At 37.4% G+C, this 24,099-nt stretch carries 19 protein-coding genes and 1 pseudogene; 14 read left to right on the forward strand and 6 right to left on the reverse strand.

The features are described from left to right. Positions 1-2 precede the first annotated feature (2 nt). From A0O21_RS09050 to A0O21_RS09065, 4 genes are all read right to left on the reverse strand, one after another. Positions 3-9,395, reverse strand: coding sequence for a hybrid non-ribosomal peptide synthetase/type I polyketide synthase (locus A0O21_RS09050; RefSeq protein WP_067064458.1), 9,393 nt, complete (start codon positions 9,393-9,395; stop codon positions 3-5). 412 nt (positions 9,396-9,807) lie between these two features. Next, positions 9,808-10,677 (reverse strand): Rgg/GadR/MutR family transcriptional regulator, encoded by an 870-nt coding sequence (locus A0O21_RS09055; protein ID WP_067064460.1) that lies wholly within the window; start codon positions 10,675-10,677, stop codon positions 9,808-9,810. A gap of 191 nt (positions 10,678-10,868) precedes the next feature. Further along, the gene (dtd, locus tag A0O21_RS09060; protein ID WP_067064463.1) at positions 10,869-11,312 is read right to left on the reverse strand and encodes a D-aminoacyl-tRNA deacylase; all 444 of its coding nucleotides are present in this window, start codon (positions 11,310-11,312) and stop codon (positions 10,869-10,871) included. Positions 11,313-11,317: 5 nt separating this feature from the next. Further along, the gene (locus A0O21_RS09065; RefSeq protein WP_067064464.1) at positions 11,318-13,540 is read right to left on the reverse strand and encodes a RelA/SpoT family protein; all 2,223 of its coding nucleotides are present in this window, start codon (positions 13,538-13,540) and stop codon (positions 11,318-11,320) included. A 185-nt stretch (positions 13,541-13,725) separates the two neighbouring features. Between A0O21_RS09065 and nrdI the strand changes: the two genes are divergently transcribed. The 14 genes and pseudogenes from nrdI to A0O21_RS09135 all read left to right on the forward strand — a co-directional run bounded on the left by nrdI (position 13,726) and on the right by A0O21_RS09135 (position 20,656). Beyond that, the gene (gene nrdI / locus A0O21_RS09070; RefSeq protein ID WP_067064466.1) at positions 13,726-14,181 is read left to right on the forward strand and encodes a class Ib ribonucleoside-diphosphate reductase assembly flavoprotein NrdI; all 456 of its coding nucleotides are present in this window, start codon (positions 13,726-13,728) and stop codon (positions 14,179-14,181) included. Positions 14,182-14,365: 184 nt separating this feature from the next. Next, positions 14,366-14,932, forward strand: coding sequence for an STM3941 family protein (locus tag A0O21_RS09075; RefSeq protein WP_067064468.1), 567 nt, complete (start codon positions 14,366-14,368; stop codon positions 14,930-14,932). Positions 14,933-15,385: 453 nt separating this feature from the next. Beyond that, the gene (locus A0O21_RS09080) at positions 15,386-15,790 is read left to right on the forward strand and encodes a hypothetical protein (protein ID WP_067064470.1); all 405 of its coding nucleotides are present in this window, start codon (positions 15,386-15,388) and stop codon (positions 15,788-15,790) included. Then, a complete protein-coding gene (locus A0O21_RS09085) occupies positions 15,784-16,071 on the forward strand; it encodes a hypothetical protein (RefSeq protein ID WP_067064472.1) in 288 nt (95 codons plus the stop codon). Before A0O21_RS09080 ends, A0O21_RS09085 begins: the two co-directional genes overlap by 7 nt. 42 nt (positions 16,072-16,113) lie before the next feature. Next, positions 16,114-16,512, forward strand: a complete 399-nt coding sequence (locus tag A0O21_RS09090; RefSeq protein WP_227806869.1) for a hypothetical protein — start codon at positions 16,114-16,116, stop codon at positions 16,510-16,512. A gap of 12 nt (positions 16,513-16,524) precedes the next feature. Next, positions 16,525-16,803, forward strand: coding sequence for a hypothetical protein (locus tag A0O21_RS09095; RefSeq protein ID WP_067064474.1), 279 nt, complete (start codon positions 16,525-16,527; stop codon positions 16,801-16,803). A 135-nt stretch (positions 16,804-16,938) separates the two neighbouring features. Continuing rightward, on the forward strand, positions 16,939-17,256 hold the full coding sequence (locus tag A0O21_RS09100; RefSeq protein WP_148660300.1) for a hypothetical protein: 318 nt from the start codon (positions 16,939-16,941) through the stop codon (positions 17,254-17,256). Positions 17,257-17,258: 2 nt separating this feature from the next. Then, the gene (locus A0O21_RS09105; protein WP_067064478.1) at positions 17,259-17,570 is read left to right on the forward strand and encodes a hypothetical protein; all 312 of its coding nucleotides are present in this window, start codon (positions 17,259-17,261) and stop codon (positions 17,568-17,570) included. 42 nt (positions 17,571-17,612) lie between these two features. Then, a complete protein-coding gene (locus A0O21_RS09110) occupies positions 17,613-18,005 on the forward strand; it encodes a hypothetical protein (protein ID WP_082854444.1) in 393 nt (130 codons plus the stop codon). Position 18,006: 1 nt separating this feature from the next. Further along, positions 18,007-18,261 (forward strand): annotated as a pseudogene (locus A0O21_RS11040) (hypothetical protein); the annotation flags it as partial. Positions 18,262-18,356: 95 nt separating this feature from the next. After that, entirely contained in the window at positions 18,357-18,746 is a 390-nt protein-coding gene (locus A0O21_RS09120) for a hypothetical protein (protein WP_067064482.1), read from the forward strand. Then, the gene (locus A0O21_RS09125) at positions 18,746-20,002 is read left to right on the forward strand and encodes an alpha/beta hydrolase family protein (protein ID WP_067064485.1); all 1,257 of its coding nucleotides are present in this window, start codon (positions 18,746-18,748) and stop codon (positions 20,000-20,002) included. The genes A0O21_RS09120 and A0O21_RS09125 overlap by 1 nt, the downstream gene beginning before the upstream one ends. Next, positions 19,972-20,364: a hypothetical protein gene (locus A0O21_RS09130; RefSeq protein ID WP_067062130.1), complete on the forward strand. Its 393-nt coding sequence runs from the start codon at positions 19,972-19,974 to the stop codon at positions 20,362-20,364. Before A0O21_RS09125 ends, A0O21_RS09130 begins: the two co-directional genes overlap by 31 nt. Continuing rightward, on the forward strand, positions 20,345-20,656 hold the full coding sequence (locus A0O21_RS09135; protein ID WP_067064487.1) for a hypothetical protein: 312 nt from the start codon (positions 20,345-20,347) through the stop codon (positions 20,654-20,656). The genes A0O21_RS09130 and A0O21_RS09135 overlap by 20 nt, the downstream gene beginning before the upstream one ends. Positions 20,657-20,803: 147 nt before the next feature. Here A0O21_RS09135 and A0O21_RS09140 read toward each other — a convergent pair whose 3' ends face one another. Next, on the reverse strand, positions 20,804-21,619 hold the full coding sequence (locus tag A0O21_RS09140; RefSeq protein ID WP_067064489.1) for an endonuclease/exonuclease/phosphatase family protein: 816 nt from the start codon (positions 21,617-21,619) through the stop codon (positions 20,804-20,806). A gap of 200 nt (positions 21,620-21,819) precedes the next feature. Continuing rightward, on the reverse strand, positions 21,820-24,003 hold the full coding sequence (locus tag A0O21_RS09145; RefSeq protein WP_067064492.1) for a PTS transporter subunit IIBC: 2,184 nt from the start codon (positions 24,001-24,003) through the stop codon (positions 21,820-21,822). Between the last annotated feature and the right edge of the window lie 96 nt (positions 24,004-24,099).

Genomic DNA, 24,099 nt, shown 5'->3' on the forward strand with positions numbered 1-24,099 from the left:
TATTAGTTCCTTTTTGCATTATGTTTCATAAATAATGTTGCCTTCTTCCTACGCTGTTGAGCTTCTTCAAAAGCAGATTGTATGTTGGTTTCTGCTTGTTTTTTATCTTTATCTAAATATTTAGATAAGGCTCTAATTGTCGGATTATTAAACAAGACCGTTATCGGGATTTCTCTTTGGAATTGTTCTTCTAAGTTTTGTTGTAAGGTTAAAAGCTTCATAGAAGTCCCACCAACTTCAAAAAATGCTTTGTCAGACGGAATCATATGAAGTTCAAGAACTTCTTCCCATGCTGTTTTAACCATTTTTTCTGTTTCTGATAAAACTTGTTTATCAACAACCAAAGCACTAGTATTATCAATTAGTTTTTCAAGCTGTCTGCTATCAATTTTCCCATTTCTTGTTAACGGAATAGAAGGTATCGTTATAATCCTACTTGGTATCATATATACAGGAAGATAATTAAGAAGACTATCCTTACACTTTTGCTCATCAAATTCATTAACTGTAGTTACAAAAACATAGATATTATCTTTGTAGAAAAGCGCTTTAGCATAATCTACATCACCGTAGCGTGTCACTGCACTTTCAATTTCACCAAGTTCAATTCGCTGTCCGTATCGTTTTATCTGACCGTCTTTTCTCCCTAAAATATCAATACTGCCATCTAGTCTATAACGGCCAAGATCTCCAGTATTATAAATATTGGACTGAGATGAAAATGGGGTGATTTGATTTGAATTTTCTGTCAAGTACCCTTTAGCCAAATACTTTGTACATACATGAACTATCCCAATTTCTCCAATAGATACCTCTTCGCCTGATTCATCTGTTAACACAATCTTAACATCGTCAATACCAGGTCCTATTGGCAGATATTCTCCTAAACTATTAAGAGTTTCCCCACTATACTCAATAAATGACATTCCTTGCGGTGTTTCTGTTGTTCCATAATAATTAACAATTCGACAATTTGGTGCAATCTTTTTAAGAGCTTGAACTGTTGATTTCCTCAACCTTTCGCCTCCAAAAAATAAGAAGCGAAGGTGTGACAGTTTTTTGTTAGGATGGCGTTTAGCTCCTAAAATAATCGCTTCAGCTAAGCTTGGAGTAATGTTAGCAACACTAATATTATTTTCTTTTAAATATCTGAATAAATCATTTTGAACCAACTCGGATTCATCTGGAAAAACAAGTGACGCACCCAATGTTAAAGGTACAAATATATCTCTTAAAATCGGATCATGCGAAATTCCTGAAAGTATAGCAAACCTATCATTAGAATTTAAATCAAAGTGATGAATTTCCCAATCAATAAAATGATTAACTGCACTATTACTTCCTAAAATAGCTTTAGGCTTCCCTGTAGTACCAGAAGTCATAGCAATATAACTGCTATCATTAAGTGAGTATTGTACTTTTTGTGATTGTACTTCTAGAACTTTAGTTTCACTATCCATTAAATCAATAAAGTACGAACTATTTGTTGCCTGCAAGGCTTCGTCAATCTTTCCTTTTGGCCACTGTGAATCAATAATTGTAAATAAGGATTCACATTTCAAAACGGCTAAAATGGCAGCGATCATTCGTGGTTCTCTTAAACCACTGATGGCAATGACACATCCTTTAGGAACATTCCTATTTTTAAGTTCTTCAAAAATTTGAGTTACTTGTTCTTGGATATCTCTACTATGGTAGACTTTATTTCTGTATTCAAAGTTAAGCCCTTCGTTATTATTTGTAATGTTTTCTAGCACTGTATAAGCTAACAAATTCGAATCATTACAATTTTTAGTCATCATACCTTCAGAAAAAGCTATTTTCTTTGCAAGCCTATACTCGCCAACTCTTCTAGAAGCATCTTCAATAATCATTTCAATTAACCAAACATACTGATTTAAAATGAGTTGTGCTGTTTCTTGACTATATACGCTTGAATAGTAATTCAATCTTATTTGAAGACCATCTGTATTTTCTGTAAGATAGAATGTAAAATCATACTTAGCTTCTTGAACATCATCTTCTATAACATCTAATGTCAAACCATCTAAACCATTTACATCAATGTTAAAATCAATCATATTGATGAGTACTTGAAATAGTTGAGTATTATCAGAACTCCGAGGAGGATTGGCAGCTTCAACAATACGATTCAAACCAATTTCTCCCATATCCATTGAAGAAATAATTTCATTCGCCACTGTATTAAGATATTCTTTAAAACTGAGATTTGGATCTACATTCAGCTTAGCAACAGTCGTATCGATAAACATTCCAATCATTTTTTGACTGTATTTATTATCACGACCAAGCATTGGGAAACCAATATTAATGCTTTCTTGTCCAGAATATCTTCTAAGTAAAATTCCCAAAATTGCAGTCATGAAGCTAAATACGGTTATTCCATGTTGCTGTGCAAACTTTTCAACTTCTGCATACTTTCTAGAATTTAAAGTTGTATAAACATTTCTACCTACGTGATCCATAACAAGAGGCCGTGGATAATCTTCAGGCATACTGAGAATAGAATTTTCATTTTCAAATTTGTTTTGCCAATAGGTTTCACGTTTTTTATCAAGTTCTTCATCATGCTTAATGTACTCTGTATAACCGATATCCTCATATTGATATTCCAAAGGTTCTTCTTCAAAATTCGTTCCAGTACGATAAAAGTTATAATAATGCTTAAGCTCAGTAAAGATAATCTTGAATGACCATCCATCTGCGATAAAATGATGAATTGTAAATAAGAAATAATGCTCATCAGCAGTAGCTTGTAAAAGCTTAACCTTGAATAATGGATATTCATCAGGCCTTAAATTAACAAGCTTCATAGCTGTGATTTCACGTTGAATTTTAAGATGTTTTTGTTCAGTTGTTAACTCTGATATATTTTCAACTGGAATCTCAAAAGAAAAGTTATCATCTAAATCACATAAGATATCATCACCAGATAGATAGTATCTAGTATGTAATATATTATGTCGCTCCACAATCTTATTCAAAGCTTTATTCAAAGCTGATTTATCCAATGTACCAGTTAATTTTAAAGCAATCGGAATATTATATTCACGTGTTTCCTTTTTCAATTGACTAGCAATCCAAATTCCCTTTTGTTTTTCAGATAATCTAATTGGTACATCTTGTGGTTTTTTCTGTAGAATAAGGTTTGACTGATTGTTTTCATCATAAATAATCTGGCATAATGCAGACACATTTATATTTTTGAGCAAGTCCTCAATCTTTAAGGCCACTCCAAATTCTTTTTCAATATCTACCATTAAATTATAGATATTGATCGAGTCAATTCCCAATTCTAATAGAGTATCTGTCATTGAAATCTCATCATTTTCCACATACTTTTGAAGGACTGCTACTACTGCAACTTCTTTTGGAGTTGCTGGTAAAATGAGGTTCCGATTTTGACTTTCTTCCAGAGCTTGTTGTTTTAAGCGTTTGCGGTCAATTTTCCCATTTTGCGTTAGCGGCATATATTCTGTCAGAAATACCCTATCAGGAATCATATAATGTGGCAAAATAGGTTCTAAATCATTTCTAAGATTTTGTTCTGACAAATTCTCCTGCGGTTTTGGCTCTACGTAAGAAACAAGTTGTTTATCATTACCTTTTTGTATAAGAAGAACAATTGCTTTTTTTACCTTGGAAAGATTCTGAATTACTTTTTCAATTTCCTCTAATTCAATTCTATAACCATGGATTTTAACTTGATTATCAGCTCGTGCAACATAATCAATTTCACCTGAATAGTCTAATCGAACCAGATCCCCTGTTCTATAAAAACGATTTCCTTCTATATAGATAAAGCGTTTTTCATTTAATTCCTTTAATCCAGCATATCCTTCCGCTAATGATATTCCACCAATTAACAACTCACCCGTAACTCCTTCAGGGCAAAGATTTCCATCTTGATTTACAATACGTAAATCAGTATTGGCTACTGGTTTTCCGATCATTACCTTTTTATTTACATCGCATTTACTTGTTGTATTCCATATTGTCGCTTCTGTGACCCCATACGCATTATAAAATTCATGATCTATACACCAATTATTTTTGATATCATCTGTACAAGGCTCCCCAGCAGTTACAATAACTCTTAAGTCTGGAAGATTCTCATTTTCCATTGATGCTAAAACTGATGAAGGTAAGGTTGTAACAGTTATTTGTTCATCTTTAAGAAAATCGTGTAACCTCACACCCGTTCCCATTTTTTCTCGGGAAGAAAATACTAAAGTAGCTCCATGTCCAATGGCCATTAAGATATCAAAAACAGAAGCATCAAAACATACAGAAGCAAAGAATGTAACTCTATCCTTTGAATTAACATTGAACAGACGTTCTTGCTCTTTTACAACATTTTCAATTCCTGCATGTGTGACTTTAACACCTTTTGGTCTACCAGTTGTTCCAGAAGTATAAATCATATAAGCAGTACTTGCTAGACCGTTATTAACAGTAAGATTAGAAGAAACTTCATCTGTGATAACTGGAGATACTGCGGTAACTTTAGAATAATCTAACCCCATATCATCAAAAGTTCCATCTGAAACTAAAAACTTCATACCAGAATTATCCATTATATACTGCAATCGCTCACGTGGATAATTCTTATCTAATGGAACATAGTAAGCTCCTGCTTTCATAATAGCAAATATACTTGTTAAAAATACCTGTGATTTTTCTACTGCAACACCAACAGCAATATTTTTTCCTTGAGTATACTGAATAAGTTTTTTTGCTAAAACATTACTTCTACGGTTGAGCTCAGCATAGGAAATATTTTCTCCATCATAGCTTACAGCTAGTTTTTCTGGAAGCTTTTCAGCGAAATACTCAAGATATTGATGATATTTGATCCCTTGCATTTCGACACTAGTTTCAATTGCTGGTATATTTTTAGAAATGCTATGGTCTTTAATTGGAAGTTTAGGTTTAGTTAAAATGCTTTCAAGTAGTGTCTCATAGCTATCTAATAAAACCTCTATTGCTTTGTCTTCATATACTGCTTCCTTAAATTGACACTTAACAATTACTTTATCTGAGCACTCTTCAAGCATAAATACAAGATTGTATTGTGAATCCAGGCATCCCATATTTATCTTTTCAAAGTTCATACCATCAATGGTAAATATATTTTCTTTATCATCACTATTCATGAATACTGGCGCACTATTAACTTCTCCAATTGTTTTTTCATATGCAAAAACATGGGAGAGATTTTTCCCTGTTTCTAAACCAACATTTTTTAAATAATTTAATGGTACACCTGCAGGATAATCATATGCTTCAAATAATTTTTCATGTACTCCTTTAATAAAATCACTAATCGTTTCTTGTGGATTAATTTGGCTAGAAACAAGAATGTTTTTGACAAGATAACCAATTGTATCATAGTATGTTGCATTTTCTCGTCCAGAGCTATAGGTACATGTAATAAAGTTGTTATCATTGTTGAGCTTATAATAAAGAAGCTGATAAATACTATATAAAGTTTCAAAAAGCGTATAGCCATATGCTTTACTGAAACTCTTTAACTTTTCAAAAAGTCTACTATCAATTTGTAAATACTTTTCTGAGCTACTGGATTTTGTACGATCTGGATTCGAAAAAACTCCAAAATCTTCTGCCAACTCACACCCAGCTAAGTCCTTTTTCAACTTATTTGTTGCAATTTCATACTGGTCAGACTCTTTTACAGATAGCTCGTGTTTTTGATAATTAAAGTATGTTTTATCTTTCTCCAAAGTAAGAGGAATCCCACTTTGTAATTGCTTATAGGCAGCAATAATTTCTTTTAATAGGAAGAAAATCGAAACGCCATCAATGACACTGTGATGAATAGATAAACCAAAATACCAGTCATTTGCTTTTGCTCCTAAAACCACACGTACAGTTTCTTTTTCTAATTCAAATGGCTGATTCAACACCTCATTAATATATCCATCAATATCATCAATGTGTGAAAAGTCTGCTATCTGTATTTCAACATTAGATGTGGATTCTGTTTGAACAATCTGCTGACCATCCACAGAAAACCTTAGATTTAATACTACATGCTTTTGGATAACAGCTTCACAAGCCAATTTCCACTTTTCTGCATCAAGTTCTGCTCCCATTTTCCAAGCAGCAGCCATATTGTACTTATTGCTTGTTTTATTTAACAATTGATCACGTATAATAGCTGCTTGCCCATCTGTAACTAACTTTTGAATATCTATATCTAATACTTTATCAGTATCTTGAATCTTTCTGTTCTTTTGGAGATAGCTATCAATCTTTAATATCAGATCTCCAACTGTTTTTAATGTGCTTAAATCAGTTATTTTAAGTGCAATATCAAATTGTGTGTTAATTTTAGAATTTAGTTGAAAAAGCTTGAGTGAATCAATATCTAAATCAGCAATTTCACTTTCAGATGTTATACTTACCGATTCATAAGTAACTGAAGAGATTAAATCAGTTATAAATCCTTCAATTTCGTCTTTTGTAAAAGTCTTTTGGACTGTTGGAAGTTCAGGTGTAATAACACCTTCCTCAACTTTAGCCCATATTTTATTTTGGGCAAATGAATATTTTGGAAGGTAAACTCTATTGCCTTTTGTAATGTTTAAAGCATTCCAATTAATATCTATTCCTAAATTAAACAAATCAATAGTTGCATCTAACAAGGCTTTATCTGGTAATGTTTTTTTCTGCTGTGTTGAGATAAGGCTAACCTTGGACGATTTTTTATATTTGAGAAGGTAGAGCATCAAAGCCGAAGAAGGTGCAATTTCAATAATAATGTCACTTTTATTTGCAATATAGGCAGCTGCATCAGCAAATCGCACTGTATTTCTCATATTGTCTGCCCAATAGTTTGCATCTAATTTTTTTGAATTAAGGGAATTCCCCGTTACTGTTGAGACAAACTCGATATTTGTTGGTTTGCTTTTAATTTTACCTGTTCTTTCAATAAATTCTTCCTTAAATGGTTCTAATCCTACATAATGGAAGGCATAATTAACAGGTAAATATTGGCATCTAATATTATTAGCTTGGAATGCTTCCTTAAGTCTGGCCACTTCATCATTAATACCAGAGATAACCATAGAATCAACCGAATTAATGACACCAATAGAGGTATTTTCATAGCCTTTCAGATATTCAGAAGCTTTCTCTTCGCTTAATGATACAGACAACATTTTACCTTTTCCTGTAAATCGTCTGAGAATAGTACTCCGAGAATTAATAATTTTAACTGCTGCATTGAGAGATAGAGCACCACTAGTAAATGCCGCAGCTACTTCACCAAGGCTATGTCCACAAACTAGGTCATAGTGAACTCCCATTTCTTTTAACAAATGAGCTATAGAAACTTGAATAGCAAAAATAGCGGGTTGGGCAAAGTAAGAATCCTGTAAGATGTCTTCATTATTGCTAGCAATAATTTCATTTAAATCACATTGACCAATCTCTTTAAATTTTTCTACACATTTCTCAAACATTTCTCGATATGCAGGAAACTGGCTAAGCTGACGCCCCATTCCAATCCATTGAGTTCCTTGACCAGAAAAGACTAAAGATATTCTATTATTGTTTTTAATTTCTTCATTTTTTTCAGGAATCTTAAGAGCCCTAGCAAGTTTCTTAAGTAAGTCATCTTTATCTTTTACGACATATCCAGTTCGATATTTTCTCAAGTTTGTTCTTTGAGTCATCGCATACTCAATATCATTTAAAGAGCCATTATAATTCTGAACGAAATTATGAAAATCTTTAATTTTTCTATAAAGCGCATCTTGACTTACATCAGATAAAGGCAACACATAGTTTTCTTTATTACTATATTCTTGTTTATTTGCTGTACTATTGTATTTTTCAAGAATAACATTACAATTGGTGCCACCAAATCCAAAAGAACTGACTCCACATATAAATTGTTTATCTTTAATCTTTACAGTCTCTTGAACAATGTGCATATTTTTTTGTTCTAGTTCCAGTTTGTCATTTATTTTATCAATACTTCTTGTTGGAACAAGTTCACCATAAAATAGACATAACGCTGTTTTAATCAGCGATGCAACTCCAGCAGCGCTTTCCAAGTGTCCGATATTTGTTTTCACTGCACCAAGAAGAAGAGGATGCTTGCGTCGTAAATCTTGGTTAATGGCCTCATCAATCGCAGAAACTTCAATATAGTCTCCCAAAAAAGTACCTGTACCATGTGTTTCAATATATCGTATTTCAGATGTTGAGAGCCCAGCATCGGCAGCAGATTTTTTAAGCAGTTCAACCTGCATATTTTTATTAGGAGCAGTTAATGAAGCAGAACGCCCATCTTGATTTATTGCCTTCCCAATTATTGTCGCATAAATTCTATCACCTCTATCCTCTGCAGCAGTAAGACGTTTAAGGATTAAAACCCCGACGCCTTCTCCGCGTACATAACCATTTGCCTTTTCATCAAAGGTTTGGCATAAACCATCCGGTGAAAGCATCCCAGCTTCTCCCATAGCTCTATTGAGTTCAGCATCAAGAATGATATTGACGCCTGCTACAACTGCTACTTCACATTCTCCTCTATTAATACTTTCTATTGCTTCATTTACAGCAACCAAAGATGACGAGCAAGCTGTATCTATTGTCATACTTGGCCCTTTAAAATCAAAAAAGAAAGACATTCTGTTTGATAACATTGCCATAGAATTTCCCACAATCGCATTAATGTCTTTCTCATTTGAAATAACTGTTCGTAAGTAATCAGTATTTGAAGCTCCTACAAAGACTCCTATTTCCGTGTTTTGAATATCTTTTTCAGTAATATCAGCATCCTCAAGTGCATGTACAATCTCTTGCAAGAGTATTCTTTGCTGAGGATCAATATTAGCTGCTTCCGTTTCAGACATATTAAAATATACATTATCGAATACTTCTATGTCATCAATATACCCGCCATCATATATTTTTTTGTTTTCTTTAGGCGAGAATTCTGGACATAATTTTTTTCTTTCTTCTGGATATGGCTTAACGCTTAATGTCTGATTTTTTAAATTATTGAAAAATTCATCAATATTATTAGCTCCTGGAAATTTGCAAGCCATTCCCGTTATTGCTATCTTTTCTTTTCTAACAGTTTTTGTGTTTAATACATTAACTGCTTCTCTATTTTCAATACATTCATTCAAATATTTATAAAATTTGTTAACGGTAGGATAATCGATCAAAGCTGCCATATCTAGTTTAACATTTAACTCTTGTTCTAATTTACCAACAAACTGAACCAATGTTTGAGAATCAAAGCCCATTTCCATAAATGGTTTATCCAAATCAATTTTTTCACTAGGTACCTTTACATAGTTTGAAATTTTATAAAGTAAATCTCTTAGTTCCATTTTTTTATAACCCCCAAATTCGTTTTGCTTTTAACACTAAAAATTACTAATTTTTAATAAAATTTTATAAAATATATTTTTTAAATATTAATAATTATTCAAAACTAATAGATTAAGTGCATTCATTAGTAATACTGATATTGATATCTTTATCGTACCATTTCTATTTTTATTTTATTGATTTTTCCAGATATGGAAAAATCAATAAAATAAATTTCATATCTGAAAAAAATCTTTTCCAGATATTTCTGATGATATAATAAAGAACATATTACATAAGGAGGTAAACTATGTTAGGTTTCGTTTTTCTTAAATGGTTCTTCATTCAATCCTGTTAATAGACTCTTCTTCATTTTTGGACCTAAAAAAAGCAAACAGTACAGTCTGCTTGCTTTTTTATAAACTATAAAAATCAGAGTATGAGTTTGGTATAATGTCGAAACTTGGCAGCAAAAAAATCTGCTAATTGCGTATCCCCCAGTGTTTCAAGAGCTGATAGGTAGTCTCTTATTTTTTGTTTGTTTTTTTGTTCTCCTTTTATATAGGTTACCATCAGTTTAAAAAAATTGACGGTTGTGATAATAAACATATCCTGATAAGTGACGAGACCCTCCAAAATATTTGTAAAATAAGAAACATAGTAAAAAGCCTTCCTTTCGATTAACTCCGCAATTAGATTTAAAAGGGTTAACTTGGCAGTATTATCGTGGCTGGGAATGGACTTATAAAATTTATCGCGCTCTACAAAAGCTTTAGCTAGAAAAATTAAGTCTTCGTCTGACAAAAAGGTCATGGTATTGCCAAAAATATAGAGTTCATATTCTGTCCATTCTTCAATACTGTAGAGATACTGAGTTAAAAATTCTTCCTCTTCTTTTTCAATAGTGTAGGAATTGTCCAGCGAGTGGATACTGTCCTTAATGACCAGCAGGTTCAGACGGTTGTATACATCATAGGTTTCATAGTCCTTATAATCCTGCAAAAGCTGCTTTAAACCTTCGATATCCTGAGTTTGGTGCAAATTCATAATCCGGCTGCCCATTCTGAAAAAATCGGTCGTCTCATAGTTATTGACAGCATGGCCGAATTCTGCAAAACTCATGTGAATCGCCGAAATGGCCAGAAGCAGTTTATCAGCTGCCAGCATGGTCTGACCGTTTTCAAATCTGGACAGCTGCGGCATTGACAAATTATCCTGAGCAATGTCCTTTAAACGCAGGCCTCTGGCCATACGCAGTTCTTTATAGAGCTCTCCTAAAGCCATTGATTTCTTTTCGTTCATAAATCTCCCTCTGATAAGCATACTAGTATATAAAAGTTTAACACAGTTGATTTGCAAAAAAATTGACATTATTTTACATTGCTGCTATTTTTTGTAAACTATTTTTAGGATTCTTATATCTATTGTTCATGTTTATACAAAAAACACTCCTAAGCTGGGCGAAAAAGCCAACTATGGGGTGCCGTTTAATTTCAGCGGTTTTTAGTATCTAAAATAATAGTTACAGGACCGTCATTAGTCAGGGTAATCTGCATATCCGCTCCAAACCGGCCGGTTTGAACCGGGACATGTTGCTGCAGCATCTGATTAAAGGTTTTATAGAGCTGTTCAGCCAGCTGAGGTGGAGCGGCTTCCGTGAAAGCGGGCCGATTGCCCTTTTTAGTGTTGGCAAATAGGGTGAACTGAGAAACAGAGAGGATCTCCCCTTTTATATCCTGAACGGAAAGATTCATCTTGTCCTTATCATCAGCAAAAATCCGCATCTGAACAATCTTACGAACGGCATAATCTAGATCAGTCTGGTTATCATCAGGTCCAATACCCACTAAAAGAAGTAGGCCCTGTCCGACAGCGGCTGTCTGACTGCTGTCAATCGAAATACTGGCACTGCGGACACGCTGTATCACTAGTTTCATTTGATTTACCCATTTGTTCGTTTAACTGAATAGACATCCGGAACAACCTTGATTTTATCAACTACCGTCGTCAGCGTGGCAAGATTGGGGATGCCAAAAGTGATGTGAATATTAGCAAATTTTCGATCCTTAGTCGGCTGAGCATTGACAGTGGAAATGTTTTTACTGGTATTGGATAAAATCTGCAGAATATCGTTGAGCAGGCCGCTCCGATTCAGACCGTAAATGTCAATTTCGGCCAGATAATCCTTGTTGCTGTAGCTATCATCTTCCCATTCCACATCGATCAAACGCTGCTCATAGCCGGACTGGCTTTTGATATTATGGCAGTCCGCCCGGTGGATAGCAACCCCGCGGCCCTTTGTGATGTAGCCTTCAATCTTATCTCCTGGGACAGGATTGCAACATTTGGCAATCCGCATAAGCAGACCTGAAGCTCCTTGAATAATCACACCGTCTTCACTTTTGATTTTCAGGACATCTTTTTTCTCTGTCTTAACCTCGCCGCCGTTAATCAGTTCATCTGCCTCTGCTCTTGCTTTTGCCCGTTCTTCTTCCCGGCGTTCTTTTTCCGTTAATTTATTAAAAATACTGACCGGACTGATATCACCAAAACCAACAGCAGCATATAAGGCCTCTTCACTGCGGGCGCTGATTCGCGGTAAAATTTCTTCAATATGCTTTTTATCCAAATACTTATTAGCGACATAGCCTTGTTCCTGAAAATAATCAACCAGCATTTCTCGGCCTTTATTGACGGACATTTCCTTGTCTTGATTCTTAAAGAACTGCCGAATCTTATTTCTGGCTTTATTGGTCTTAACAATCTTAATCCAGTCTCGACTTGGCCCAAAAGAATTAGGATTGGTGACAATTTCAACAACATCACCGGTCTTAAGTTTGGCTGTTAAAGGGACCATCCGTCCGTTGACCTTGGCGCCGGTTGCTTTTTCACCCACCTGCGTATGGATAGCATAGGCAAAATCGATAGGTCCGGAATCTTTTGGAAGTTCTTTGACTGCCCCTGTCGGTGTAAAGACATAGATTCGTTCGGTAAAGATATCTTCCTTGACGGAATCCACAAACTCCTTTGCATCGCCGTTAGAAGCATCTTGCAGTTCCACCAGCTCTTTAATCCAGTTCATACCCAGAGCCTGCTCAGACTGACTGACTTTGCCCTTGATGCCTTTTTTGTAAGCCCAATGAGCAGCGACACCGTATTCAGCCACTTCATGCATTTCTTTCGTCCGAATCTGAATTTCAATCGGTCCTTTAGGACCGTAAACTGTCGTATGAATGGACTGATAGCCATTAGCTTTGGGAGCAGCAATATAGTCCTTAAAGCGGCCGGGCATAGGCCGCCACAGTTCATGAATATAACCCACCATGGCATAGACATCACTGGGAGTGTTCATAATGCAGCGGATAGCTATCAGATCATAAATCTGATCAAAGCGCTTTTTCTTGTCCCGCATTTTACGGTAAATAGAGTAGATATGCTTTGGCCTGCCGTAAATATCGCCGTAAAGTCCCTGTTCCGCAGTATAAGCCTTGATTTTAGCAACTATGTCATCTACCAGCGCTTCACGTTCCCGCCGCTTCTCATTCATCATATGGGAAATTTTATAAAATTCCACTTCATTTAAATAACGAAAAGCTAAATCTTCCAGTTCCCATTTAATGCGGCTGATACCCAAACGATGCGCCAAAGGAGCATAGATTTCCATTGTCTCACGCGAAATCCGCTCTTGTTTATCCTTTCTCAGATGCCTCAAGGTTCGCATATTGTGCAGACGGTCAGCCAGTTTAACCAATATGACACGAATATCTTTTGACATGGCCATCAGCATTTTACGATGATTCTCAGCCAGCTGCTCTTCTTGCGATTTGTACTCCACCTTACCCAGCTTGGTAACACCATCGACAATATCCCGAACATCCCTGCCAAAATCAAACTCAATATTTTCCAGTGTAATATCTGTGTCTTCCACCACATCATGCAGAAAGCCGCAAGCAACTGTCACCGCATCCAAGTGCAGTTCTGCCAAAATTCCGGCAACCTGAATAGGGTGCACAATATAAGGCTCCCCAGACTTTCTGGCCTGATAAAAATGTGCAGCTGTCGCATAGTCCAAAGCTTTTTGAACAAAGGCAACATCTGCATCATTCATATACTGTCTGGCAAGAGCAATAACCTCTTCTCCGCTTAATTTTACTTCTTTAGCCATAGAGACCTCTTTTATAGTATAGACTACCTTTATTTTAACACTTTTTGGATTAAAAATAAAAAAGTTTCCTTATAGTTGTACTTTGAAGAAAGGGGCCCAGCTATCAAGCTCTTTCATACTTGTTTATCACTATATATTGTGTTAAACTTGATATATTATCACAATATATAGTATAAGGAGTTTTCATGTCTCAATTAACCATCCTTTATATCAGCCTCAGCGGCAATACCCACAGCTTTGTTTCGCGTCTAAGGGATTACCTCAGCCTCAATCATAATATCACTCCCCGCCTGATTAATGTCAAGGAACTGCGCCATGAGACTTTTGCTCTGTCTGAACCTTTCGTTGCTCTGCTGCCAACCTACCTTGAAGGCGGCAATGGTTTAGATAATGGCAATCAGGAAATCCTGACAACACCTCTGGGTGATTTTATGGCCTCCCATGATAACTATAAATATTGCTTTGGCATCATTGGCTCCGGCAATCGGAATTTTAACAATCAATTCTGTCTCACAGCCAAACAGTATGCCGAACGCTTCGGCTTCCCAGTGCTGGATGAATTTGAACTGCGGGGAACAAGCAGCGATATCGAACGTATTGCCGAAAAAATCCTGCACGCTCAGGCTGCTTTTACAAATTAGCAGGGACAATCGAAATCCGCCTCAAAGAGCTGTCTTTTATTTTTTAAATGCTGTTAGAAAAGAACAATAAAACTGCAAAGGATCTGTTACTGAAAAAAAGTAATATAGACATATGTTGACAATCCTTTTGCTGCTGACAGGCAGAAACAGTTGAATTTATAGGCAGGAGATTTCAGTAAACACTATGACTGATTCTATTACTATCTACCCGCAAAAAGGGAAAACGGTCCTCTATCTTTTAGCTTCTTTGCTCCTGATGGCAGCAGGGCTTTTCATTTTTGTTTATACAGAACATTTTCAAAATTTGGCATTTGTCCGTATTTTTTTATTTGGCTCATCACTTTTGATTAGAATCATAGGAGGTCTAGGCTTTCTCTTTTTTGGTGCTGCTGTCTTTAAACAGTCGAAATTCCTTTTATCGTCAAAACCGCTTCTTCTGGTCAATCAGGAGGGAATCAGCGATTACAGCAGCCCAAGTGCCCTTGGTCTTATCCCTTGGGAAGATATTGCAGATGTACAGCTGACAGACTTCTCTAACCAGCAGTTTCTCTCACTCGTCTTAAAGGACGAAGAACCTTATTTGGCCAAAATGAACTGGATGAAAAAACGTCTGGCAAAAGCCAATCAAGCTCTGGTCTCATCTAAAGCTGATGCAGCAGCACCGCTAATCTTTATCTCACTTTCCATCAGCAAGGACGATCCGGAAGCTATTTTCCGACAAGTAAAAGACATCTATGCAAACTATCGATAAACCGACAAAGCAAAAAGAGCTATAAGAGGTAGCTAACCAACTTCAGCCACCACCCTTATGACTTCTTTCAGAAAATTATTGCATTTATAAAATCTCCCAAATTTTATTAACAAGAGTATCTTGTTGAAATCCTGCTTATTCACAAACACTAAAAAGTCAAAAATTTTTCGAGTAGCACTATGTCAATTTTAATCAAATTAAAATATAGGCTAGGAGTTAATAAAGGGGAAGCATACCCGTATAAATTCTAAAATTAATTTCCTGTTACTTGAACTTTAATCATTTTTTCAATACTAAATAAATCGGTTCAACAAATTCTTTAAGTGTAAGTCTGTAGTAAGACTTACACTTTTTATTTGTGGCGGGAATTCACTTTTAACCGGTGCTTGTTTGTGCTATACTATAAGGTAATTAGGATTAATTGGTTTATACTGTGGCATAAAGGAGGTGGCGATGAAGAGTAAAAGAAAGTATTTTGTTTGTTTAGGAATAGCAGCTGTTTGTGTAATAGGAGGCCTTATATTGTTTAACTCATTAAAGAGTAAAGAAGAAAAGTATAGAGCTGAGCAGGATAGAGTAGCTAAGTATTTTGTTGAACACTATGAATTGGCTGATGGCCATTCCATTGAAAAGATAGAATTTACTGATTTTCAAAAAAATAATATGACTGGATCTTGGCGTACTACGGCTATAATTAATAATAGATATAAGATTTCATTTAAAGAGGATAAGATAGGAGAAGAAATTAGAACTTCCAATTACTCTCCTAATGAATTTAAACTACAGGGAAATACAGGTGGTAATAAGTATTTGTCTGATATTAAGGTGATTTACTATGATAAGGAGTTTATATGGTAACTGAAAAAAATTACAAAGAAATTGCAGATGATGTATATGATGTCGATTCTGGAAGGGTAGACAATCCTATCAAGAAAGGTGACTTAGTTGCGAATAAACAATATCAAGTCATGACTGACCCTGTTGACAATCTTGATAACGGTATGCAAGCTATGGCGGTGGCTCCGATAGTAGACGGAGAGCCCGATACCTCCCAGATTGTCATTGCCTATGCCGGGCCCCATTTCAATAGGAAGAATTCACTTTTAAACAGCACTTGTTTATGCTATACTATAAGGTAATTAGGATTAATTGCTTTATACTGTAACATAAAGGAGGTGGCGATGAAGGGTAAAAAGAAATACTTACTGTTGTTGGGAATCATCGTTTGTATAGGAGGGATTATAGGAGGATACCGTATGTTAACAAAGGAAACGTTGACGAAGAGGCAGCAGGATAATATTGTAAAAAGGATTGCAAGGAATTATAGAATTAAGAAAATTGAGTTTATAAATTTAGAAAAGAATAGTTTTACTGGGACTTATAATCTAGTTTTTAAAGTAAATAACCAAAAAGATACTTGTTTGTTACAGTTTGAAAAATTGGAAGAATTCAATGTTTCTAGAGGTGTAGTTGGATTAGACCCGACTGAAGATTATGCTGATATTAAAAAAAACGATGAATTTACTGTTGACACAACAGTTGACATTAGTAAAATTGAAATTATCTATTTAAAGGATTAAAGGGAGTGAAATATGGTAAGTGAGCAACAATATAGATGGCTAGCTGATCAGGTTTATAGTGTAGATAACCAAAAAAATAATGGTCAGTATAAAAGTATTAGTAAAAAAACATACTATTATGATAGAAATAATCCTGAACTCGGCCAATTTCAAGTTCTCAAGGCCAAAGACAACCTTGATAACGGTATGCAAGCTATGGCGGTAGTCCCGATAGTAGACGGAGAGCCAGATATCTCCCAGATTGTCATTGCCTATGCCGAGCCCCACTTCAGTAGGGGAATTCACTTTTAAACGGTACTCGTTTATGCTATACTATAAGGTAATTAGGATTAATCTTTATACTGTAACATAAAGGAGGTGGATATCATAAAAAAACGCATTGTGATGATTTTAATAGTAACTAGCTTAATAGGAGGAGGGTTTTGTGTGAGAAATTGGTTGATAGATAAAGAGAATATAAAATATAAAGCAGAACAGGATAGAATTGCTTTATATTTAGTCAATAAATACGAAGGCATCGAAAAAATTTATTTTATTTCTTCCACTGAAAATCAGCTAGCAGGTACCCATACAGTAAAAGTTTTATTGAATGATAGTAGTAAAATATTTGTAACGTTTGGAGATTATGGGCAAGGTAATTATACTGTGCGGTATACACCAAGTGAATTTTCTCTTGATAAAAGGGAAAGTCCCGGTGATGAACTTAGTTTGAATGGTATAATTATTAAATATTTAGGAGAGTAACTATGGTAACTGATCAAAATTACAATGATATCTCAAAAGAAGTATACGATTTAGATCCTAAAAAATATCCTAAGTATAAGGATCAAGTCCAAATTGGTGATACAATAGATTCAAATGGACAAGACTTTAAAGTTATTGAAGCAATCGGAAATTCCGCCAATCCGACCTCTAACGGTATGCAAGCTATGGCGGTAGCACCGATAGTAGATGGAGAGCCGGATACCTCTCAGATTGTCATTGCCTATGCCGACCCCCACTTCAGTAGGGGGAATTCATTTTTAAACGGTACTTGTTTGTGTTATACTATAAGGTAATTAGGATTAATTGCTTTATACTATGGCATAAAGGAGGTGGCGATGAAGAATAAAAAGAAATACTTACTGTTGTTGGGAATCATCGTTTGCATAGGAGGGATTATAGGAGGATACCGCATGTTAACAAAGGAAACGTTGACAAAAAGGCAGCAGGATAATGTGGTTAAGCGACTTGCGAAAGATTATTATATTCAAAGTATTGAATTTACTCAGTTTGGCAAAGATCAGATGACAGGGGCATATTTATTAAATATAAAAATAAATAACAATGATAAACTTGAAACTACAATTCCATTTAATGATTTGGAACGTTTAAATAATAGCTCTGATTCTATTGGACTTAACCCTATCGATGATTTTGAAAAAATTCAAAGAGAGCACCCTTTGGAAGAAATAGATATTTCTAGTATAAAAATTACGTATCTGGAGGAATAACATGACTGTTACAGAAGAACAAAACCGATGGTTAGCAGACCAAGTTTATTGGGTTGAAGAGGCTAGAGACGATGTTCGATACCATCCCATAGAAGGGAAAAAATACAATTTTAATCCTGATAACAAATCTCTCGGCCAATTTAAAGTTCTCAAGGCCAAGGACAATCTTGACAACGGTATGTAAGCTATGGCGGTAGCGCCGATAGTAGACGGAGAGCCGGATACCTCTCAGATTGTTATTGCTTATGCCGGGACACTTCCAATAAGAGTGATTCACTTTTAACCGGTGCTTGTTTGTGTTATACTATAAGGTAATTAGGATTAATTGGTTTATACTGTAACATAAAGGAGGTGGATATCATAAAAAAACGCATTGTGTTGATTTTAATAGTAACTAGCTTAATAGGAGGAGGGCTTTGTGTGAGAAATTGGCTGATAGATAAAGAGAATATAAAATATAAAGCAGAACAGGATAGAATGGTTAGTTATTTGGTTCAACATTACGAAGGGATTGAGAAAGTTGAATTTGGAGAGTTTATAAAAAACGATATCACAGGTTCACAAACAACTGTTGTCAAAATTAATAACGTAAATATAATACATGTTACATTTTATGATTTTAAAAGTGATAAGTATGTCATAGGTTGGGATCCCAAAACATTTGACATGAAAGAAAAAGATTCTTCAACATCTTCAACTGAAAAATCGGGTGTAGAAATTATTTATTGGGAGAGAAATTGATGGTAACAGAAGAAAATTATAAAGATATTGCTGACAAAGTTTATGCGGTTGAAGATGGGAAAGATAGCTACACAGTTAGAGAAGAATATACTTTTCAATCAAATAATCAAAAATTCCAAGTTCTCAAGGCCAAGGACAACCTTGACAACGGTATGCAAGCTATGGCGGTAGTCCCGATAGTAGACGGAGAGCCGGATACCTCTCAGATTGTCATTGCCTATGCCGGGACTAATCGTCTTGATTCTAAGGACCTTAGCACCGATATCCAGTCTCTGGGCTTGGGCAGCAATAAGTTAGGGAATGGTTCAGACTTATCGGCTGAAAATCTTGTCTTCTCTGACTCTCAGTTTGTCACCGCCTTAGATTTCGCCGATCAGATCGCTAAGGCTTATCCTGAAGCGCATATTACCTCCACCGGCCATTCTCTGGGGGAAGCGATTGCTATGTATGTGGCCCTCAAAAACGGCTGGAGCAATGTCGGCTACAACGGTCCGGATATTGCCAACCTCATCAGTGATAAAGAGCTTCTCTATATGCAGACCCACCCGGAAGAGTTTCGCAATTTCCGCAATTCCAGTGACATTATCGGCGGCATTACCGGCAATAAAACGAAGACGGCCATCTATGCGGCTGGGAAGAAAGGCTATATGGGGGTTCAGGATATTTTGAGCAATCATAGCCTGACAGTCTGGCAGTTCACAGAGGACGGCCGTTTAATTTATGCGGACGGCCGCATCAGTACAGGAACAGCTATGTCTGAGTTTGCCGAGATAAAGACCTCCGTCACTCTGCAGATGGCCACGCTCAGGGGGCTGAAAGATAGCTTTTCTTCCGGTGGTTATACCAGCAGTGAAAGGATTTTTCTGGACAGCAGCCAGGCCCAGCTGATAGGGAGTCAGATAGCCGCAGCGGCTCAGACTTGTGCAGAGAGCATCAAGAAGACCTGTCAGGAGGCCATCAGTCAGGCGGAACAGCTCTGGCAGGACGCTGTCCAGCAGGCATTGGCAGCCAGCAGCACACTGACAGAGGCTGAGGTTAAAGAAGCCTTGAGTTTAGGCGGGGTAACAGAAGAGACAATAGTAGGAGCCACGAAGACAGTGTTTGAAGCCATCGAAACAGAGGCGGGGACTTTAGCAGAGTCTTTTGCTCAGATTAACAGTGAGATCAATAAGGGAATCGCATCTAAGTTGGCCAGTGACAGTGAATTAGCAGGGAGGTTCAGCCAATGGCAGACACAGCTTTCGCAGAGCAGTTGAAGGCTCAGGAAGAGTCTTTAGAGGCGTTGGAGGAGGCCTACCGGTCCAGCCGGCAAGCAATAGAAAGGGCACAGAACAGGCTGTTTCAGATACAGCGTCGTTTAGAGGGAGAGCTGCTGCATTCTCATGAGAGGATGAGCCAGCTGCTGAGACATTTTGAGGCGGATGGCACCCTTATTCAGCAGTTAAATCAGACCTATACTTCATACAGTCAGCAGACCTTTGCCCAATACAAGTCGGAGATGCGACAGCTGGAGAGACAGTCAGAAGAAGAAAGAGCGGCTTATCAGAAAGCCAAAAGCCAGCAGGAAGAGAAGATTTCTTTAATAAGGAGAGCCTTAGATGAAGACAGCACTGCCTAATGTTTTTGCCAGTAAAGAAGAGAGTGAGCAAGATGGTATAGCGGCCTTGATGAAACAGATGGAGAAGAATCATATCCAGTTATTTTTGGCTCCCACGATTAAGCAGCAGCAGGAGGCTCTGGTCAGCAGTCAAGAAGGTTTGGCAGCAGAGGCAGCGGCTGCAGCTAAGTCAACGATCAGCGGTTTAATCGATACGATGGACAGTGCTATGACAGGTGCTTGGTCCAAAAAGGTCAAGGAGGCGGTCAGTCAGGAGGCTGACAAATTTGATGCGCTCACAGCTGATTCGTAAAAGTCCCTGCTTTTTGCGCAGGCTTTTTAGAAATGTATAAAAGTATATCCCCGATAAGCTCTAAAATAAACATTAAAAATTATAAAAGAGTTAGGACAGTATATCCTAACTCTTTTTCATTAAAAAGCTGGTATCTTTTAAATAGCACTAATTTTTGCTTTCTGCTGCCAGGCCAAAATGATCGCTCACTATAGGAGACTTTCCGCCATCAAGGACAATCTGCGAAGTCTTAAAATGAATATCTCTGCTGGCAAAAATATGGTCCACCTTCAAAGCCTGCCGATTACCTTCCCAGCCGTCAATAGCTGCTGCAATCGTATGAGTGCCTGCTGGATGCTGCGCAGCTACATGGCTATCCTGTAGCTGCAAGGGACTGTCTAAAACCAGCTGATAACCTTCTGTACCAGTTGGGTTATTAAAATCACCCATTACAATCAAGGGAGATGAATGAGCCAGCAAAGCTGTCTCCAATTTTTTCCATTCCCTTGCAAAACCTTTGCCAAACCAGGACATATGGAGACTGACTGCTGTCAGCTCTTGGCCGTCAATCTGTGTTTGAGCTATCAGAGCACGTCTGGTATGATAATCTGTCTCGTCCGCAGTTTTTGAAATCAGGAGGTCCTGAACTTTGAGGGGTGTCTTAGACAGCATCGCTACCCCTTCTTGATATTTGCCGTAGCCAATATGGTTATAATCCCATGACCAGTAATAATGCCGTTCTTGACTCCTCAGATAACTGACCAGCTGCAAAGCAAAGTTGTCTTTGCGTAGAGCCGGACTGCCTGTCAATCCTCTGTACCCAGGAGCACTTTCTATCAGAGGGGCCTCTAAACTCTGATTAACCTCCTGCAAGCTGATAAGGTCATAATTTTCACTGTAGATGTGTTCTGCTAAATCAAACAACTTTTTTAAGGCATTCACCTCTAACCATGAATGTGTATTAAGCGTTAAGTATTTTGCCATTTATTTCCTCTCAAACTATGGGAAAGACAAATTGTTTTTACAAATAGAATGTTCAGTAACCGTATTGCCTCGCTCCCTTGTCATCTATCAATAAGCTCCAAACAACTTTCAATCTTACTTCCCAACTAAAATCCCGAACAAAGCTGGCATGTAAGAAGGAACTATTTCAGCAGATATTAAAAATTAAAACAAGGAACGATTTAAAGCTCGACTTCTGCCACAAGGCTGTCAGCTGAAACTTGCCCTGTTTTCAGCAGACGAACTTCTCGAATATCTGCTGTATTTGTGAAAGCAACAATGATGGTTTTTTCTCTGTCGGCAGATGCAATAGCTGCTAAATCCGCAACCAGCAGCAAGTCTCCGGCCTGAACACGCTGGCCTTCAGAAACTTTTATGGAGAACGGCACACCATTAAGAGCAACAGTGTCTAAACCAACATGAATCAAAACTTCCAGTCCGTCATCCGTTAGTAATCCAAGTGCATGTTTGGTCGGAAAGACACTTGTGACAATGCCGGAAACTGGTGCATAAACGTTGCCGTCTTCCGGTTCTAGAGCAAAGCCATCCCCCATCATTTTTTGTGAAAAGACAGGATCATTAACAGCTGTGATTGGTATAAGGGTCCCCGCAGCAGCAGAACGAACACTGGCGGTAATATCTTTAAATGACACTGCTTGCTGACTATGATTGGCTGCTTGTATATCAACCTGTGGAATTTCAGCGCCCGAATCCAGTAAGTCCTGAATATCGGACTTCAGGATATCAGCTTTAGGGCCGTACACGGCCTGGACACCTGTCCCCTTGGTAATTAAGCCCATGGCTCCTGCTTTTTTCCATAAATCTTCACTGCCAACTTGCGCAGGATCTTTCACCGTGACACGCAAACGCGTCATACAGGCATCAACATCTTCAATATTATCGCGGCCCCCAAGCAGGTTGATAATCTGTACAATTTGTGAATTAGCAGAAGGGTTGCTGCCAGCTGAAACGGCTCCCCCCTCTTCCAAAAGGTCAGAATCATAATTACCGTTACGCCCAGCTGTTGCCAGATTCATTTTTTTAATCATGAAATCGGTAATAAAGTACATGATAACAGCAAAAAGAAGCGATACCCAGACAAAGTTAATCAAATCCCAGCCGAGACCGGCTTTGACAGCCATAGGAGTACGTGTCAAAAGCTCAATATTGCCAAAAGAATGGATACGCAGATTAACGACATCAGCCATAGCAAAAGCCGCACCCTGAGCCAAAGCATAAACAATATAAAGCGGCATAGCAGCAAACATAAACAGATACTCTAAAGGTTCGGTTACACCTGTTAAAAAGACAGCTACTGCTGCTGAGATAAACATCGCTCTGTATTTTTTCTTCTTATCGGCATCGACATTACGGTACATGGCAAAGGTTACGCCCATCAAGATACCGGTTGCGCCGATCATTTGCCCTACTTTGAAGCGGGCCGGAGTAATGCTGGTAAACAGTTCCTGATAAGCTGCAGTATTCCCAGCGCCTTTAAGATTAATCAGGTCCGTTACCCAAGCCAGCCACAGCGGATCCTGACCAAAGACCTGCGAACCGGCACCGGAACCTGTCAGCACTTCATAAGTTCCTCCTAAAGAAGTATAATTCATAGGGATGGTCAGCATGTGGTGCAAACCAAAAGGCAGCAGGAGACGTTCTAGTGTACCGTATAAGAAGGGTGCTAAAATCGGTGCTGTGTCCTGTGAACTGGCAATCCACATTCCAAAACCATTAATACCAGACTGTATGACTGGCCAAATAAGTGCCAAGATGAATGCCACAGCAGCCGAACGCACCATAACAACAAAAGGGACAAAGCGCTTACCGTTGAAGAAGGACAGAACTTCCGGAAGCTTTCTGTAATTGTAGTATTTATTATAAGCCGTTGCCCCGACAAATCCGGCAATAATTCCGACAAAAACCCCCATATTAAGAGCCGGATACTCCAAAACACTGGTAAAATAGTCAGCAACCACCATTTTTGTTCCTAAAAAGCTTTTAATAACCGCATCAGAATCGGCCAGCATTTCACTCGAAATTCCATAAACGGCACCGGTAATGCGATTAATCAGTAAGAAGGACAGACCGGCCGCAAAAGCACCCCCGGCACGTTCCTTAGCCCAGCTCCCCCCAATAGCTAAAGCAAAAAGCAAATGGAGATTGCCAATAACGGCCCAGCCAACCTGAGCAACAACCGTACCTATAGTTGTCAGCACAGCAGAATCCGGATTGATCAAAGGAATAGAGTTCCCGATGCTGACCATCAAACCGGCTGCCGGCATGACTGCAATAACAACCATCAAACATTTTCCAAATTTTTGCCAGAACTCAAAACTGAAAAACTGTTTAACTGTTTTTTTCATTTGAAGCCTCCTGAAGATAAAAGTTTACGCAAACGTTTGCGTTTTCAACAATCCTATTATAGCACTTATTTTAAGTTTGTAAAGCGTTTTCTCAAA

This window comes from Streptococcus pantholopis (assembly GCF_001642085.1).
GTDB lineage: Bacteria > Bacillota > Bacilli > Lactobacillales > Streptococcaceae > Streptococcus > Streptococcus pantholopis.